Below are 14,423 nucleotides of genomic sequence, written 5' to 3'. Positions count from 1 at the left end.
GCCGCGAGGGTTTGCGCCGTTACGCCCGCTGTCGGACGTGGCCGGTGTCCCGAACGAGAGGTTCGGGACGTTCAACCCAGATCCACCGATGGTCTTGGTGGCTCGGAGTGCGGCCCGGGGGACTCGCTGCGCGGTTTCGGCTGGCGGCCATGCGAGAAAGGCGTCCTTCACCACACCGCTCACGTCGCGCACGAATGGCGTGTTCACGCCACGGGCGGTGTCCCGAAAGACGCGCTCATGTCGTTGAACGTCCCCATCGCGTCTTTCATGACACCAGCCATGTCCCCAACGCCCGTCCTTCGCGGCGCTTCGCCCGCGCTGGACGTGCTGCGAGCGAGGCCCCTCAGGACGTCCGCCACGGGCGCGACCGGCGCAGTCGGCCTCACCGCGAGCCGGTCACACCGCTAGCTCATCGAGAACATTGAGCCTGGGTTGAACAGGTTCTTCGGGTCCAGGGCCGTCTTGATCGCGCGGTGGGTGCGCATGGCGATCGGGCCGACCTCGCGTTCCAGCCAGTCGCGTTTGATCTTGCCGATGCCGTGCTCGCCCGTGACCGTGCCGCCAAGCGACAGGCCGACGGCGAGGATGTCGTTGAACGCCTTGGTCGCGCGTTCGAACTCGTCGTCCGAGGTCGGGTCGTAGACGATCGTCGGGTGCATGTTGCCGTCGCCCGCGTGGCCGACGACCGCCAGCCGGAGGTTCACCTCGGCGGAGATGCGTTCGCAGCCCGCGATCAGCTCCGCGATCCTCGTCCTGGGCACGCACACGTCGTCGGTCATCCACGCGCCGTAGACCTCCAGCGCGGGTAGCACGGCCCGTCGTGCGGCGAGGAGCAGCGCGCCCTCCGCCGGGTCGAACGTCGAGTGCACCAGGTCCGCGCCCACGTCCGTGCACACCTGCTCGATGGCCCGCAGCTCCTGCCGGGCCGCCTCGCCACCGGAGTCCGACTGGCAGATCAGCAGCGCCGCGCACCCCTGGCCGGCGCCGAGCTCGGTCTTGAGGTGTGTCTCCACCGCCGCGATCGACGTGGCGTCCATGATCTCCATCAGCGACGGCACAATGCCCTCGCGGACGATCCGGCTCACCGCCTCGCCCGCGGTCTCCACCGCCGAGAACGCCGCGACCATCGTGCCGGGCACCTGCGGTAACGGCCGCAGCGCCAGCGTCGCCTGGGTGATGATCCCGAGCGTGCCCTCGCTGCCGACGAACAGCTTCGTCAGGTCGTAGCCCGCGACCCCCTTGACCGTGCGGCGGCCGGTTTTCAGCAGCTCCCCGTCCGCGAGCACGACCTCCAGCCCCAGCACGGAGTCCGTGGTCACGCCGTACTTCACACAGCACAGCCCGCCCGCGTTGGTGGACAGGTTGCCGCCGATCGTGCACCAGTCGTAGCTCGACGGGTCCGGCGGATAGAACAGCCCGTGCTTCTCCACCGCACCACGCAGGTCCAGGTTCACCACACCCGGCTGCACGACCGCGAGCCGGTTGTCCGGATCGACCTCGACGATCTCGTTCATCCTGGTCATCGCCACGACGACGCAGCCCTCGATGGCGTTCGCCGCGCCGGACAACCCGCTGCCGGCGCCTCTCGGCACGATCGGCACGCCGGCCGCCGCGCAGGCCCGGACGACCGCGGCCACCTCCTCCGCGCTGCCCGGCAGCACGACCGCGAGCGGCGACCCGAACGGGGCCAGCGGCATCATGTCGCGCTGATAACTCGCCGTGACATCGGGGTCGACAAGCACCGCGCCGTCACCGACGGCCGCGCGGAGGCTGTCCAAAAGGGCGGTCATACCTCAAACGTAGTCACGTTCTTGAGCGGATTTCGAGACCTAGTCATGGCACAGATCGTTTACTGTGGTTGATACGTCAACGATGACGCTGATCAGGAGGGTCGGGGGTTTGCGATGACGCGACCTACGGTGCCCACGAGCCCGAGCGTGCAGAGCAGAGCCCTCGCTCAGTTGTTGATGAGTGGTCTGCGTCCGCTGGGCGACCGGATGACCATCACGAGCTGGCCACAGCGACGCCTGGTTCGCGAGGTGTTCGACACCGTAGGCCTGACCCCGCTCCCCAGAGGCACTCGCCTCAGAGCTGTCAACGAGGACGTCCGTGGCCTGTGGTTGACCGGCCGCGGCGCCGACCCGGCCAACGGCGTGGTGCTCTACCTGCACGGCGGCGGTTTCGTGTTCGGTTCCCAGCGCACACACCGACACCTGGCCGCGGCCCTGTCGGTGTCCACGGGCCGGCCGGTGTTCCTGGTGGAGTACCGCCGGGCACCCGAGCACCCGTTCCCCGCCGCGGCCGACGACGCGCTGGCGGCCTACCGCTGGCTACTGAAGACCGGGCACGCACCGGAGGCCATCACGGTCATGGGCGACTCGGCCGGCGGCCACCTGACGGCGGGCCTGCTGGCCGACCTGTCCAGGCGCCGGGTGCCGATGCCCGCGGCGGCGGTGATGTTCTCCCCTTTTCTCGATCTGGGGTGCGCGGAGGTCGTCGAACGCGACACGGCCCGCCGCGACCCGTTCGTGCCACCCCAACGGGCGATGGAGTGCGGTCTCAGTTACGCGGGGGAGTACGGACCGAAGCACCGCAGGCTGAACGTGCTTGGCGCGAGCAAGCGCCGCTGGCCGCCGGTGCTCATCCAGGTCGGCGACACCGAGTGTCTACTTGGCGACTCGGAGCGCATGGCCGAGAGCATCCGCGCCGCGGGCGGCCACTGTGAACTGCAGGTCTGGCCAGGTCAGGTACACGTGTTCCCGGCGTTCTACCACCTGATCCCGGAAGGGCGGGCAGCGATCCGGTACGTGGGCGACTTCGTCCGCGGCACGACCGTCGTCACCGAACAGGACATCGTTGCCACCGCCAGTTGACACGCCGGTGGAGAAATGGCGAATTCGGGCACGTTCGGCGTACGTCCAAACCCGGGACACGTACCCTACGGGTCGTGACTTCTGTGGCTGAGGCGAGCGCGGTGGCAAGTGGCGTGCTCGAATCCGCCGGCCCGGTCATGGTGTGGATCATCGTGTTGGGCTTCGTGTTCACCGAATGTGCCTTCATCGTGGGCCTGTTCCTGCCCGGCGACTCACTGCTGTTCGCGGCGGGCGTGGTTCTGGCCGAACACGACGGTGAGGTGCATGCCTGGGCCCTGTCGGCGGCCGCCATGGTGACGGCCGTGGTCGGCAACATGGTCGGGTACTACATCGGACACAAGGCCGGCCACACGATCATCGCTCGGCGCGGCGGGAAAGTACTGAACCTGGAGAACCTGGCCAAGGCACGGGATTTCCTCGACAGACGCGGCTTCTGGGCGATCGTGCTGGCGAGGTGGATCCCGTGGATCCGCACCTTCGCGCCACTGATCGCGGGCGCGGCCAAGATGGACACCCGCAAGTTCCTGCTCGCCACCACGATCGGCGGCCTGGCCTGGGTGCCGACGCTGGTGCTGCTCGGCTACTACGGCGCCGGCTTCCTGGAGCAGTTCCCCTGGCTCAAGGCCGTGGCCCTGTGGGGCAGCATCGCGTTCTTCGTCGGCGGCACGGTCTACGGCGTGGTCCGCTACCGGCAGGAAATGCACAAACCGCCCGTACCGGCCACCGTGGGCGCCAACGACTAGCTAGGGTTCGCGGGCCCAGAGGACGAGTTGGATGCCGTCCGGGTCTCGCAGGGCGATCACCTCGGTGCCCGGGGCCGACTGTTCCTCGGCGATCGGTGAGAACGTCACCCCGTGCTGGGTGAGGCGAGCCGACCACTCCAGCAGGCTCGTCCGGTCCGGCACCGAGAAGGTCAGGTGGTCCAACCCCGGTCGCCGCTCGTCGAACAGGGAGTACTCCGACACCGCGTGCTGCACAAGGGTCAGCGTGATCCCGAAACCGGGCCCACGCAGGAACGCCTTGCGCATACCCGACGGCGCCTCGTCCTTCCCGATCAGCTCGAACCCCAGGACCCGCTCGTACCACGGGACACTGCGGTCCACGTCGGTCACGGTCAGCGCGACATGGTGAACACCGGTCAGCGTGGGCATCAGAGTCCTTCCCGACCCGGGTGGTCGCGGGTCGCCTCAGCCATAGTGCCGCAGCGCAATGGGAAAACCCGCGCCGTTATCGGATCTTCTGCAGGCCGATACTGTGTTGTCTGGCTCGCTACACGAGCCGTGCGTGTGTCAGTAACCGCCGCTGATCGGCAGCGTCGCGCCGGTCACGAACGACGCCGCCGGGGACAGCAACCAGGCAACGCCTTCGGCGATCTCCTCCGGCTGACCTGCGCGTTTCATGGGAATGACCGGTGCGCGCTCCGCCGGGCGGTTCGGCATGCCGGCCGCCGCGTGCAGGTCCGTGACCACCAGCCCCGGGGCGACCGCGTTCACACGGATCCCCTCCGCGGCCACCTCCTGCGCGAGCCCGTAGGTCATGGACTCGACCGCCGCCTTGCTCGCCGCGTAGTGCACCCACTCGCCTGGTGAGCCGCGTCCGGCCGCCGTCGACGAGATGTTCACGATCGCTCCGCCCGCGCCGCCGTACCGCGTCGACATCCGTCGGACCGCCTCCCGATCGCACAGGAACACCCCCAGCACGTTCACGTCCAGAACCCGGCGCACCGTCGCCACGTCCTGCTCGTCCAACCGTCCTGGTGAGTTACCCGTGACACCCGCGTTGCACACCACCCCACTCAAGGTGCCCAGCTCGGCGGCGGCGGCGAACAGCCGCAGCACGTCCTTCTCCTCGGCCACGTCACCGGCCACCGCGTGCGCGACCCCGCCGGCGGACTCGATGTCCGCGACCACCCCACGGGCCGCCTCATGATCTCCCGCATACCCGATGACCACCGCGGACCCGTCCCCCGCGACCTGCCGAGCCACCGCCGCCCCGATACCCCGGCCACCACCGGTCACGATCACCACGCCCATGCGGGTGAACCTATCCCGACGATCGCTCCAGCAGCGCCGCGGCTTCGAGCACCATCCACCCGGACAGCTGCACGGACAGGTCCCGCTCCACCCGCCGGTGCGCCCACGACCTCGGCACACGGGCCGGCTGTGACCACTCCGGGCCGAACAGCGGTCCGGAGCGCGCGAGTGCCCGGTTCTTCCATGCCGCTTCCGCCGAGCCCATGACCAGTTGGTGCGCGACCGCGGCGGCCGGCGAGGACAACCGCAGCGCGGCCTGTGCCAGGTACCTGGCGAGGATCCCGGCGAACAGACCGCCGTCGCCGCCGCCCTGGCCACGCACCACGTTGTCGTCGCTCAGGTGCGCGGCGACCGCGTTGATCGTCCGCTCTGCCCGTGCGACCCACACGCCGGACGTGTCGCCCTCGGCCAGCTCGACGCAGGCGCCGATGTAGACGCCCTGGCAGTAGGTGTAGGTGATCTTGACGATCTTCTCGATCGCCCCGTCCGGCTCGACGTACACGCCGTCCCACAGCAGCCCGGTGGCAGGATCGACCAGCACCTGCGCCATCCACTCGGTCATCGAGCGGGCACGCTGCTTGTCCGACCGCTCCCCGCCACGCGTCGCCCACCTGGCGAACAGGATCGCGGCAGGGCCGTTCGATGGCGCGTTCTTGAAGTTGTCCTTGCGCCGCCACCAGATGCCGCCACCGCCATGGTCGGTCCAGCCGCTTCGCAGCTGAGCGGCGATCTTCGTGAGGGCCGGGGTGATCGAGATGCGTTCGACGTCGTTGGCGCGCATGAGTGCGAGGCCCAGCCACGCGACGTCGTCGTAGAAGTCGTTGGTCCAGGACCCGGTGTTGCGCAGGTGGATGCCGCGGACGAGTCTGCTGATCATGTCGGCCCGGCGTGGGTGCGGGTGGCGTTCCTGCGCGTCGACGAGGCAGTCCAGCAAATGGGCCTGCCACCAGTAGTTCCAGCCACCGTGCAGGCGGTTGCTCGTCGACTGCGGCCAGCCGACGGCACCGAGCCGGGTGCCGGGCAGACCCCACAGCCTGCGCACATGCCGGGCGACGACCGCCCGCTCGGCGACGGCCGCGCGCGCACCCCACAGGGTCGGCGAGTTTCCCGCCTCGCTCTCCGCGAAGCCGGCGCGTTGCGTCACTTGTCCATCGTGCGTGCTGAATCGGTTCCGATGTGTCCGCCGGAAGAGTGACATCACCTTCCTGTGTCAGAGTTGGGTCATGACCACGACACCGGTGACGTGCCCTCTGTGTGAAGCGACCTGCGGATTGTCGGTGACGGTCGACGGGGACCAGGTGGTCGGGGTGCGTGGTGACGACGCCGACGTGTTCTCCCACGGCTTCATCTGTCCGAAGGGCGCGTCGCTCGGTGCGTTGCACCACGACCCGGACCGGTTGCGCAGGCCGCTGGTGCGCCGCGACGGCGAACTGGTCGAGGTCAGCTGGGACGAGGCGTTCGCCGAGATCGACCGGCGGCTCACGCCGATCATCGCCGAGCACGGGCGCAACGCGGTGGCCGTGTACGCGGGCAACCCGTCGGTGCACAACACCTCGACGTCGCTGTACGGGCCGGTGCTCTACAAGGCGTTGAACACCAGGAACTTCTACACGGCGAGCACGGTCGACCAGCTGCCGAAGCACTTCTCGGCCGGGCACATGTTCGGCCACCCGCTCACGATCCCGATCCCGGACCTGGACCGCACCGACCACCTGCTGATGCTCGGCGCGAACCCGCTGGTGTCCAACGGAAGCCTGATGACCGCGCCGGACGTGCGTGGCCGGTTGAAGGCACTGCGGCAGCGCGGCGGCAAGCTCGTCGTGGTCGACCCGAACCGCTCCCGCACCGCCGAGCTGGCCGACGAGCACCACGCGATCCGGCCGGGCACCGACGCGTTGCTGTTGTTCGCACTGGTCCAGACCCTGTTCGCCGAGTCGCTGACCAACCTGCGGGCCCTGCCGGTCGACGGGCTCGACGAGCTGCGGCTGCTTGCCGAGCCGTTCACGCCGGAAGCCGTCGCGGAGCACACGGGCATCGACGCCAGCACCATCCGGGACATGGCCCGTCAGCTGGCCGCCGCCGAGCGGGCGGTGGTGTACGGGCGGATCGGCACCACGACGCAAGCGTTTGGCACTCTCGCGAGTTGGCTGATCGACGTCCTCAACACGCTGACCGGCAACCTCGACCGCGAGGGCGGCGCGATGTTCCCGCTCGCGGCGGCCGGCCAGGCCAACGCGCGGGCGGAGAAGAAGCGCCGCGGCTTCCAGACCGGCCGGTGGCACAGCCGGGTGCGGAGCCTGCCCGAGGTGATGGGCGAGCTGCCGGTGGCGACGCTGGCCGACGAGATCGTGACGCCCGGCGAGGGCCAGGTCCGCGCGTTGCTCACCGTGTGCGGCAATCCGTGCCTGTCCACACCGAACGCGGATCGACTCGTCGAGGCGTTGGGGCAGCTGGACTTCATGGTGTCGGTGGACGTCTACCTGAACGAGACGAGCCGGCACGCGGACGTCATCCTGCCCGGCCCGACCCCGCTGGAGCGCCCGCACTACGACCTGGCGCTGTACCAGCTGGCGGTCCGCAACGTCGCGAACTGGACACCGGCCGCCCTGCCGACGGACGTCCCGCAGGAGTGGGAGACGCTGCTGCGGCTCACGGGAATCGTGATGGGCATGGGCTCTGGAGCGGACATCGCGGGGTTGGACGACTTCGTGGCGACCCAGATGGCCGAACGGTACGACGTGCCGATCGGCGACCGCCGAGGTCCGGAGCGACTGATCGACATCATGCTGCGGGGTGGCCCGTACGACCTGACGCTGGCCGACCTGGAGGCCGCGCCGCACGGTGTCGACCTCGGCCCGCTGACGCCGCGACTGCCGGAAATCCTGACCACGTCGTCCGCCCTGGTCGAGCTGGCGCCCGCGCCGGTCACGGCCGACGTGCCACGCCTGGCCGCCATGCTCGACACCCCGGTCAACGGCGAGCTGCTGCTGATCGGCAGGCGGCAGCTGTCCTCGAACAACTCGTGGATGCACAACCTCGAGCCGCTGGTCCGGGGCAGCAACCGGTGCACGGCGCAGCTGAACCCGGCGGACGCGACCCGGCTTGGGCTGGTCGACGGCGGTACCGCGGTGGTTCGCTCCCGTGCCGGCAAGATCGAGGTCCCGGTGGAGGTCACGGACGCCATCCGACCCGGCGTGGTGAGCATCCCGCACGGCTGGGGCCACGACGTGGACGGCACCCGTACCTCGGTGGCCAGGGCCCACGCCGGCGTGAACACCAACATCCTCGCGGACGACCAGCTGCTCGACGCCCTCTCCGGCACCGCGGCACTGAACGGCATCCCGGTTGAGATCGAGCCAGCTTGAATCAATCTGAATCAGACCGATTCCGTTCCGTAACCACAAGTCATCTCATGTATGCAGTAGACCATGTGGGTGACACACCGACACCTGATTTGGTCACTCATTGTCTTGACTTGTGACCAACCATTTGATCTGATCTGAATCACTACGAATCACCTCGATTCATCCGGGCTCGAGGGATGACGAGAAGGTTCTGAGTTCTATGGACACCTCGGGTGGGTTGGGTCCGACGCCAACCGGACGGGAGCGGTTGGCGTCGGAACTGAGGCGGTTGCGCGACCTCGCTGGAGTCTCGGGGCGCGACCTCGCACAGCGCATCGGCATCAGTCAGTCCAAGGTGTCCCGGATCGAGTCGGGCGCCGTCGTCCCGTCCCTTCCGGAAGTCACGGCTTGGGGAAAGGAGCTGGGCGTGTCCGTCGATACGCAGGGGCGACTGACGACGTTGACCGAGACCGCGTACAACGAGGTGCACCCGTGGGGATCAGCGCTACGCCGCGGCAACAACCTCCAGGAAAGCATCCAGGACCAGGAATCGACCGCGACGCGGATCAGGATCTTCCAGCCGTCGGTGGTGCCGGGCTTACTTCAGACCGCCGAGTACGCGCGCCGGGTGATCGCCATGTTCCACGGTCAGTACTCGGACACCGAGCCGGCCGCCGAGATCGCGAGCCGGCTCAACCGTCAACTGGCGCTGTACGAGACGGACCGGCACTTCGAGTTCCTCATCACCGAGGCCGCACTGCGGTGGCGACCAGGACCACTGAGACTCCTACTGGCCCAGCTCCACCACATCGCGTCGCTCAGCACCCTCGACAACGTCAGGATCGGACTGATCCCGCTCGGCATCGAGGCCACCACGCTCAACACCCACGGCTTCGCACTGTACGAAGGCGGTGGTCAGGATGCGTGGGCGAGCGTCGAGACGATCCACGCCGAGATGAAGGTGTCCGCCCCGGAGCACCTGGACGTCTACCGGTCCCGATGGTCCCGGCTCTGTGAGTCGGCGCTGGTCGACGAGCCCGCCCAGGAATTCCTGAGCGGGCTCGTCACCGAGCTACGCGCGGCTTCGGCCCAATAGAGCAATCCCGTCCGTGCACGTGAACTAGCAAATGCGGTTGAAAACGCCGGCCAGCATTCCGCCGGCGAACGCTTCCCACCTGCTCCGCGTGAACAGCAACACGGGTCCGTTGGGATCACGGGAGTCCCGCACACTGATGACCTCGGTCCTGGCCACCTCCACGCAGTCACCACCCTCGCTGAAACTGCTCTTCACGAACGCGGCGTGCGCCCGGATCCAGTTGTCGAAGTTGCCGTTCATGAGTCAATAAAAACCGAAGGCGACAGATGACGAAAGAGTTCGACATTCTTTCGACCAAAAAAGTCACGTTCCACCTGTACGGCCCGGTCGAGGCCAGCGTGGACGGCACGCGGTTGGTCCTCGGCTCCGACAAGGACCGCCGCATGATCGTGCCGCTCCTGCTGAACATCCGGCGCCCGGTGTCGTACCTGGAGCTGGCGGACTGGATGTGGGACGGCTCGCCCAGCAGCGCACTGGACGACCTCGGCCAACACATGGGCGACTTCCGCAACCGGCTCGCCCAACTCGGGCTGCGCGGCGCGCTGGTCAACCGCGACCGGGTGTGCCGCCTCAACGTGCTGCCCGACCAGGTGGACGTGCACCGCCTCGGCGCGGTCCTGCGCGAGGTCGAGGGCCGAGACGACCGGACGGCGGCCGGACGACTCCGCGAGGCACTCGCCCTCTGCGGCGGCGAACCGCTGGCCGGCCTCCGCGGCCACCGCATCGACGGCTGCCGACAGATGCTGCGCGCCGAACGCAGGCGCGCGGAGCTCATGCTCATCCGCGTCGAGTTCCGCCTCGGCTACGCGGCACACCGCCTCCCCGACCTCATGCGGCTGTTCCAGGAACGACCGGAGGACACCGAGGTCGCCACGCTGACGATGCGCGCACTGGCCATCGCCGGACGACAGGCCGAAGCACTCGCCATACACCGGCGCTGCTGCGAACGACTGGTCGAACTGGGCATGAAGGTGCCGGAGGAGATGTCCCACCTGCACCTACACATCCTCCGAGACGACGACCCCACCCCCGAGACGCGTGCGTTGGAGACGCACCGCTGACTGGTAAGGCCCGGCCTCGCTGGGGGTAGGCCGGGCTTTACCAGGCGGTTCTCAGGTCGGCGTGTTCGCGGATCCACGCGTGCATCACGATGCCGGCGGCGACGCCCGCGTTGATCGATCGGGTCGAGCCGAACTGGGCGATCGACACGACCTGGGTCGCCTGCTTGCGGGCGTCCTCGGTGAGGCCCGGGCCTTCCTGGCCGAAGACGAGGACGCACCGCTTCGGCAGGGACGCCGTCTCCAGCCGAACCGCGCCGGGGGTGTTGTCGATCGCGACGACGGCGAGGCCCTCGGCGGTCGCGAAGTCCAGCAGCGCGGTCATGTCCGGGTGGTGGTGGACGTGCTGGTAGCGGTCGGTCACCATCGCGCCCCGGCGGTTCCAGCGGCGGCGGCCGACGATGTGGACCGCGCGGGCCGCGAACGCGTTGGCCGTGCGGACGACCGTGCCGATGTTGTGGTCGTGCTGGAAGTTCTCGATGGCGACGTGGAAGTCGTGGCGACGGGTGTCGAGGTCGGCGACCACGGCGTCGCGGCGCCAGTACCGGTAGGCGTCGACCACGTTGCGTCGGTCGCCATCGGTGAGCAGCGCCGGGTCGTAGCGGTCGTCGGTCGGCCAGTCGCCCTCCCACGGACCTACGCCGACGGGTTCGCCGAACTCCCACTCGGTTGGACCGGACTCCTGGGCCACCGCTTCCACACTCCCACGTACGACACGACCAACAGGATGATCGCCAACACGGCGACCACGGGGAGCAGGGCGTCCGGGATGATCTCGCCGAAGATGTAGTACTCGTTGAAACCACCAGGCAGCGAGCCGAGCCCCTGCTTGGCGCGGAACCAGTCTTCCAGGGCGGTCAGCGGGCACACGATCGGCAGCACGTTGATCGCGACGCCCCATGCCGCGAAGAACACGTGCAGGTAGATCGTCCTGCGCCACCGCCAGGCCACGAATCCGCCGAGTCCGATGTAGAGCAGCGCCGCGAAGTGCACGACCATGGTGGCGTCGGCGAGGAACCCATAGCCGCCCCCGCCCTGAGCCACCGTGGCTAATCCGGACATGGTGCAACGCTACCGGGAATCAGCCACGCGCACGGCCGGTTTCGCGATCACAACCCGAGGTCGGCCTTGCTCAGCAGGTAACGGTAGGGCAGGCCACGGGCCTCGATGGCCTCGCGCGCCCCGGTGTCCCGGTCCACGACGGTGGCGACGCCGACCACCTTCGCGCCGGCCTCCGACAGCGCGTCGACCGCGGTGAGCACGCTGCCGCCGGTGGTGGAGGTGTCCTCGACGGCGAGCACCGGCTGACCGGCCACCTCGATGCCCTCGATCCGGCGCTGCATGCCGTGCGACTTGGCCTCCTTGCGCACCACGAACACGTCGAGCACCTCACCGGCGGCGGCCGCCTCGTGCATCATCGCGTACGCCACGGGATCGGCACCGAGTGTGAGCCCCCCGACGGCCACGTAGTCCCAGTCGTCGGTGAGCTGACGCAGCAACCGGCCGATGAGCGGGGCCGCGGCGTGGTGGAGCGTCGCGCGTCGCAGGTCGACGTAGTAGTCGGCCTCCTTGCCGGACGCGAGCGTGACACGCCCGCGCACGACGGACAGTTCGGTGACGAGGCGGGCCAGCTCGCCTTTCGCGGTGAGGTCAAGGGTGCGCACGGCTCCACACCTTAGCTCAGCCGAATCCGCGCTGGTCCTGCTTGAGGGCGGTGTCCACGGTGAGCGCGGAGGCGACGACCATGCTGGCGAGCGGGTCCTGGAGCGGCCGGTGGACCTGCACGACGTAGTTGTCGGCCGTGGTGAACATCGTCTTCGCGAAGCCCTCCCAGGTCTTCGTGATGCGGGCGATCTCACCGCCGGTGTGGTCGACGATGGCGAAGTTCCACGCACGCCAGTTCTCGGCCTGGATACCGCCGATCGGCTGGCCGCCGACCAGGTACGAGAAGCGGATCTTGCCGATCATGTTGTCCTGCTGGATCTGGCCGATCTCGTAGCCGTCCGGCCGCTGCACGATGATCCGGGACTTGAACACCTTGGCCGGGCGGGTCAGGTACAGCACCGGCTGGTGGTTGGCGTCGCGCACCTCGAGCTTGTGCGTGAAGAACTGGTCGTAGCTGCCGAGGAACCGGACGGCCTTCTTCAGCGCGCTCTGCCCGATCTGCGCGACCGATCCGACCTGGCGCCCGTGCTGGTCGAACACGGAGTACTCGTTGGCCATCTCGATGAGCTTGACCTTCTGGTTGACCACGAGCACGGGCTCGGTGAACAGCGTGCCGCCGCCGTAGCCGACCTGCCCGACGCCGGCGGCCCGGGTCTGCTCCCGGATCCGGTCCGGGGTGGGCCCACGACCGACCTGGACCTCCCAGGCACTGGCGTCGCTCCTGGGTTGCTGTTGCTGTTGCTGTTGCTGCGTGTGCTGGGTCCACTGCTGCCCGTCCCACCAGCGGAGGACGGGGGACCCTGGTTGCTCTGGGTACCACCCGGGAGGCTGCGTCATGGCGGTCAGCTTCGCATCCAGGCGGTCGGACCGCAGCCGATGTCGGATAACTCCCGATCACGGTTTCCACACGAAAGAGGGGGTTCGGTCCAGTATGTCGCACACGTAGTCGGCCAACTCGTCCACTGCGGACAGATTGATCTCGCCAGGCCGCCACACCAGCAGGTCGGCGCGCTCGAAGCGGAACGGGATGGTGCGCGGCCGGTAGTCCGACAGCAGCCACTCCACCATCCCTGGCCCCAGGACGTCCCGGGCGAACGTCTCGTCCTCGGTCTCGACGACGAAGGTCTTGTTGAACTCCTCGCTGTCCAGCCGGAGACCGCGGCCGCCGAAGACGTCCAACAGTTTGCGCCCCAGGCCTTTCCTGGTGACCTCCAGCGTCGGACGCGGCGCCGGGGTCGGCAGCGCGGCGACCGTGCGGTGATAGATCTCCGTTTTGCGCTCGTCGCCCGCGCCGGTGGTCTCCTTGTAGGTGTACTGGAACACCAGCACGTCCCGGTCGCGGTGACTGCCCCGCAGCACGTGCGTGACGCGACGGCCGTGTCCGATGCCGAACGGGCGGCCCGTGAACCGGTCAGCCAGCTCGTGGTCCTTCTCCCGGTACCGCCAGCCCCGCTTCGCGGCATACGCCGTGAACTCGGCGACCTTCTTCTTGTGCGCCAGGCGCTGGAAGTACCAGAGGGCACCGATGACCGCTGCGACGAGCAGTGCCCAGGCCCACAACTCCATCAGGTGCGGTTTCGGCCACTCACGACGCGGGTCTCCGCTCTGCGCAGCACCGACCTCGGTAACAGCCGTGGCACGGCGAGCATCGCCTTGTACAGCACGCCCGGCACCGAGCGCGGCCGGCCGCGCCGCAGGTCACGCAGGCAGTCCGCGACCACGCGGTCGGCGTCGAGCCACAGGGCCACCGGCACCGCGGCGATGTCGTCGCCCGCGCGCTCGTGGAACTCGGTCTTCGTGAAACCGGGGCACAGCGCGATGATCCGCACGCCCGTGCCGGCGAGGTGGGCGGCCATGCCCTCCGAGAACGTGGTCACCCACGACTTGGTCGCCGCGTAGGTCGGGCCGGTGGCGGGGAAGAAGCCGGCCACGCTCGACACGTTCACGATCGCGCCGCGCCCGCGGGCCAGCATGCCGGGCATCGCGGCGTGGGTCAGCCGCAGCACGGTGGTGACGTTGACGTCCAGCTGTGACTGCAGCAGGTCGACGCTCGTCTCGGCGAACGCGCCGCGGGTGCCGAAGCCGGCGTTGTTGACCAGCAGGTCGACGGGTTGGTCCGCGTCGGCCAGCCGTTCCTCGACGCGTTTGCGGGCACGGCCGGTGGACAGGTCGGCGGTCATCGGCGTGACGGAGACGCCGTACCGCTCGGACAGTTCGGTCGCGACTTGTCTGAGGCGGTCCCTGGTGCGGGCGACGATCACCAGGTCGTAGCCCTCGGCGGCGAGCTTCCTGGCGAAGGCGGCACCAATCCCGGCCGTCGCCCCCGTTACGAGTGCGGTTGGCATGTACCCAAC

The 14,423-nt window shown here is 68.8% G+C and carries 16 protein-coding genes and 1 pseudogene; 6 read left to right on the top strand and 11 right to left on the bottom strand.

The genetic code is table 11. The annotated features are described in order from the left end of the window. Positions 1–404 precede the first annotated feature (404 nt). Positions 405–1,790 carry an FAD-binding oxidoreductase gene (locus tag VF106_RS27675; protein ID WP_330842782.1) on the bottom strand — a complete coding sequence of 462 codons (1,386 nt, stop codon included), beginning with the start codon at positions 1,788–1,790 and terminating at the stop codon, positions 405–407. A gap of 114 nt (positions 1,791–1,904) precedes the next feature. Between VF106_RS27675 and VF106_RS27670 the strand changes: the two genes are divergently transcribed. Both VF106_RS27670 and VF106_RS27665 read left to right on the top strand, forming a co-directional pair. After that, complete coding sequence (locus tag VF106_RS27670; protein ID WP_330842781.1) at positions 1,905–2,873, top strand: alpha/beta hydrolase; 969 nt, start codon at positions 1,905–1,907, stop codon at positions 2,871–2,873. Positions 2,874–3,010: 137 nt separating this feature from the next. After that, positions 3,011–3,616 carry a DedA family protein gene (locus VF106_RS27665; RefSeq protein WP_330842877.1) on the top strand — a complete coding sequence of 202 codons (606 nt, stop codon included), beginning with the start codon at positions 3,011–3,013 and terminating at the stop codon, positions 3,614–3,616. Here the strand turns inward: VF106_RS27665 and VF106_RS27660 are convergent, their stop codons facing one another. The 3 genes from VF106_RS27660 to VF106_RS27650 form a co-directional block, all read right to left on the bottom strand. Beyond that, positions 3,617–4,024, bottom strand: coding sequence for a VOC family protein (locus tag VF106_RS27660; protein ID WP_330842780.1), 408 nt, complete (start codon positions 4,022–4,024; stop codon positions 3,617–3,619). A gap of 138 nt (positions 4,025–4,162) precedes the next feature. After that, a complete protein-coding gene (locus tag VF106_RS27655) occupies positions 4,163–4,906 on the bottom strand; it encodes an SDR family oxidoreductase (protein WP_330842779.1) in 744 nt (247 codons plus the stop codon). Positions 4,907–4,916: 10 nt separating this feature from the next. Beyond that, positions 4,917–5,999 (bottom strand): glycoside hydrolase family 76 protein, encoded by a 1,083-nt coding sequence (locus VF106_RS27650; protein ID WP_330842876.1) that lies wholly within the window; start codon positions 5,997–5,999, stop codon positions 4,917–4,919. Between the two features lie 130 nt (positions 6,000–6,129). Between VF106_RS27650 and VF106_RS27645 the strand changes: the two genes are divergently transcribed. The 3 genes and pseudogenes from VF106_RS27645 to VF106_RS27635 all read left to right on the top strand — a co-directional run bounded on the left by VF106_RS27645 (position 6,130) and on the right by VF106_RS27635 (position 9,346). Beyond that, on the top strand, positions 6,130–8,271 hold the full coding sequence (locus tag VF106_RS27645) for a molybdopterin-dependent oxidoreductase (RefSeq protein WP_330842778.1): 2,142 nt from the start codon (positions 6,130–6,132) through the stop codon (positions 8,269–8,271). 199 nt (positions 8,272–8,470) lie between these two features. Continuing rightward, a pseudogene (relB, locus tag VF106_RS27640) lies at positions 8,471–8,677 on the top strand (type II toxin-antitoxin system RelB family anti-toxin); the annotation flags it as partial. Then, positions 8,678–9,346 carry a DUF5753 domain-containing protein gene (locus VF106_RS27635; protein ID WP_330842875.1) on the top strand — a complete coding sequence of 223 codons (669 nt, stop codon included), beginning with the start codon at positions 8,678–8,680 and terminating at the stop codon, positions 9,344–9,346. It begins immediately after the preceding pseudogene. 24 nt (positions 9,347–9,370) lie between these two features. On the opposite strand, the gene VF106_RS27630 is transcribed toward VF106_RS27635, so the two are convergent. Beyond that, positions 9,371–9,586, bottom strand: coding sequence for a DUF397 domain-containing protein (locus VF106_RS27630; protein WP_330842777.1), 216 nt, complete (start codon positions 9,584–9,586; stop codon positions 9,371–9,373). A 26-nt stretch (positions 9,587–9,612) separates the two neighbouring features. Between VF106_RS27630 and VF106_RS27625 the strand changes: the two genes are divergently transcribed. Next, complete coding sequence (locus VF106_RS27625; RefSeq protein ID WP_330842776.1) at positions 9,613–10,407, top strand: AfsR/SARP family transcriptional regulator; 795 nt, start codon at positions 9,613–9,615, stop codon at positions 10,405–10,407. 37 nt (positions 10,408–10,444) lie between these two features. Here the strand turns inward: VF106_RS27625 and VF106_RS27620 are convergent, their stop codons facing one another. The 6 genes from VF106_RS27620 to VF106_RS27595 are packed head-to-tail and all read right to left on the bottom strand — an operon-like array spanning position 10,445 to position 14,414. After that, positions 10,445–11,095 carry a TrmH family RNA methyltransferase gene (locus VF106_RS27620; RefSeq protein ID WP_330842874.1) on the bottom strand — a complete coding sequence of 217 codons (651 nt, stop codon included), beginning with the start codon at positions 11,093–11,095 and terminating at the stop codon, positions 10,445–10,447. Continuing rightward, positions 11,041–11,466 carry a DUF2784 domain-containing protein gene (locus VF106_RS27615; RefSeq protein WP_330842775.1) on the bottom strand — a complete coding sequence of 142 codons (426 nt, stop codon included), beginning with the start codon at positions 11,464–11,466 and terminating at the stop codon, positions 11,041–11,043. Before VF106_RS27615 ends, VF106_RS27620 begins: the two co-directional genes overlap by 55 nt. A 47-nt stretch (positions 11,467–11,513) precedes the next feature. Beyond that, positions 11,514–12,068, bottom strand: a complete 555-nt coding sequence (pyrE, locus tag VF106_RS27610) for an orotate phosphoribosyltransferase (protein ID WP_330842774.1) — start codon at positions 12,066–12,068, stop codon at positions 11,514–11,516. Between the two features lie 16 nt (positions 12,069–12,084). Further along, positions 12,085–12,906 (bottom strand): LURP-one-related family protein, encoded by an 822-nt coding sequence (locus tag VF106_RS27605; protein WP_330842773.1) that lies wholly within the window; start codon positions 12,904–12,906, stop codon positions 12,085–12,087. A gap of 57 nt (positions 12,907–12,963) precedes the next feature. Then, complete coding sequence (locus VF106_RS27600) at positions 12,964–13,635, bottom strand: DUF3137 domain-containing protein (RefSeq protein WP_330842772.1); 672 nt, start codon at positions 13,633–13,635, stop codon at positions 12,964–12,966. Next, the gene (locus VF106_RS27595) at positions 13,635–14,414 is read right to left on the bottom strand and encodes an SDR family NAD(P)-dependent oxidoreductase (RefSeq protein ID WP_330842771.1); all 780 of its coding nucleotides are present in this window, start codon (positions 14,412–14,414) and stop codon (positions 13,635–13,637) included. The genes VF106_RS27600 and VF106_RS27595 overlap by 1 nt, the downstream gene beginning before the upstream one ends. Positions 14,415–14,423 lie beyond the last annotated feature (9 nt).

It is taken from the genome of Actinophytocola sp. (genome assembly GCF_036378875.1).
GTDB lineage: Bacteria > Actinomycetota > Actinomycetes > Mycobacteriales > Pseudonocardiaceae > Actinophytocola.
The sequence above is the reverse complement of the archived record's forward strand: the minus strand, read 5'-3'. Positions and strand labels throughout refer to the sequence as shown.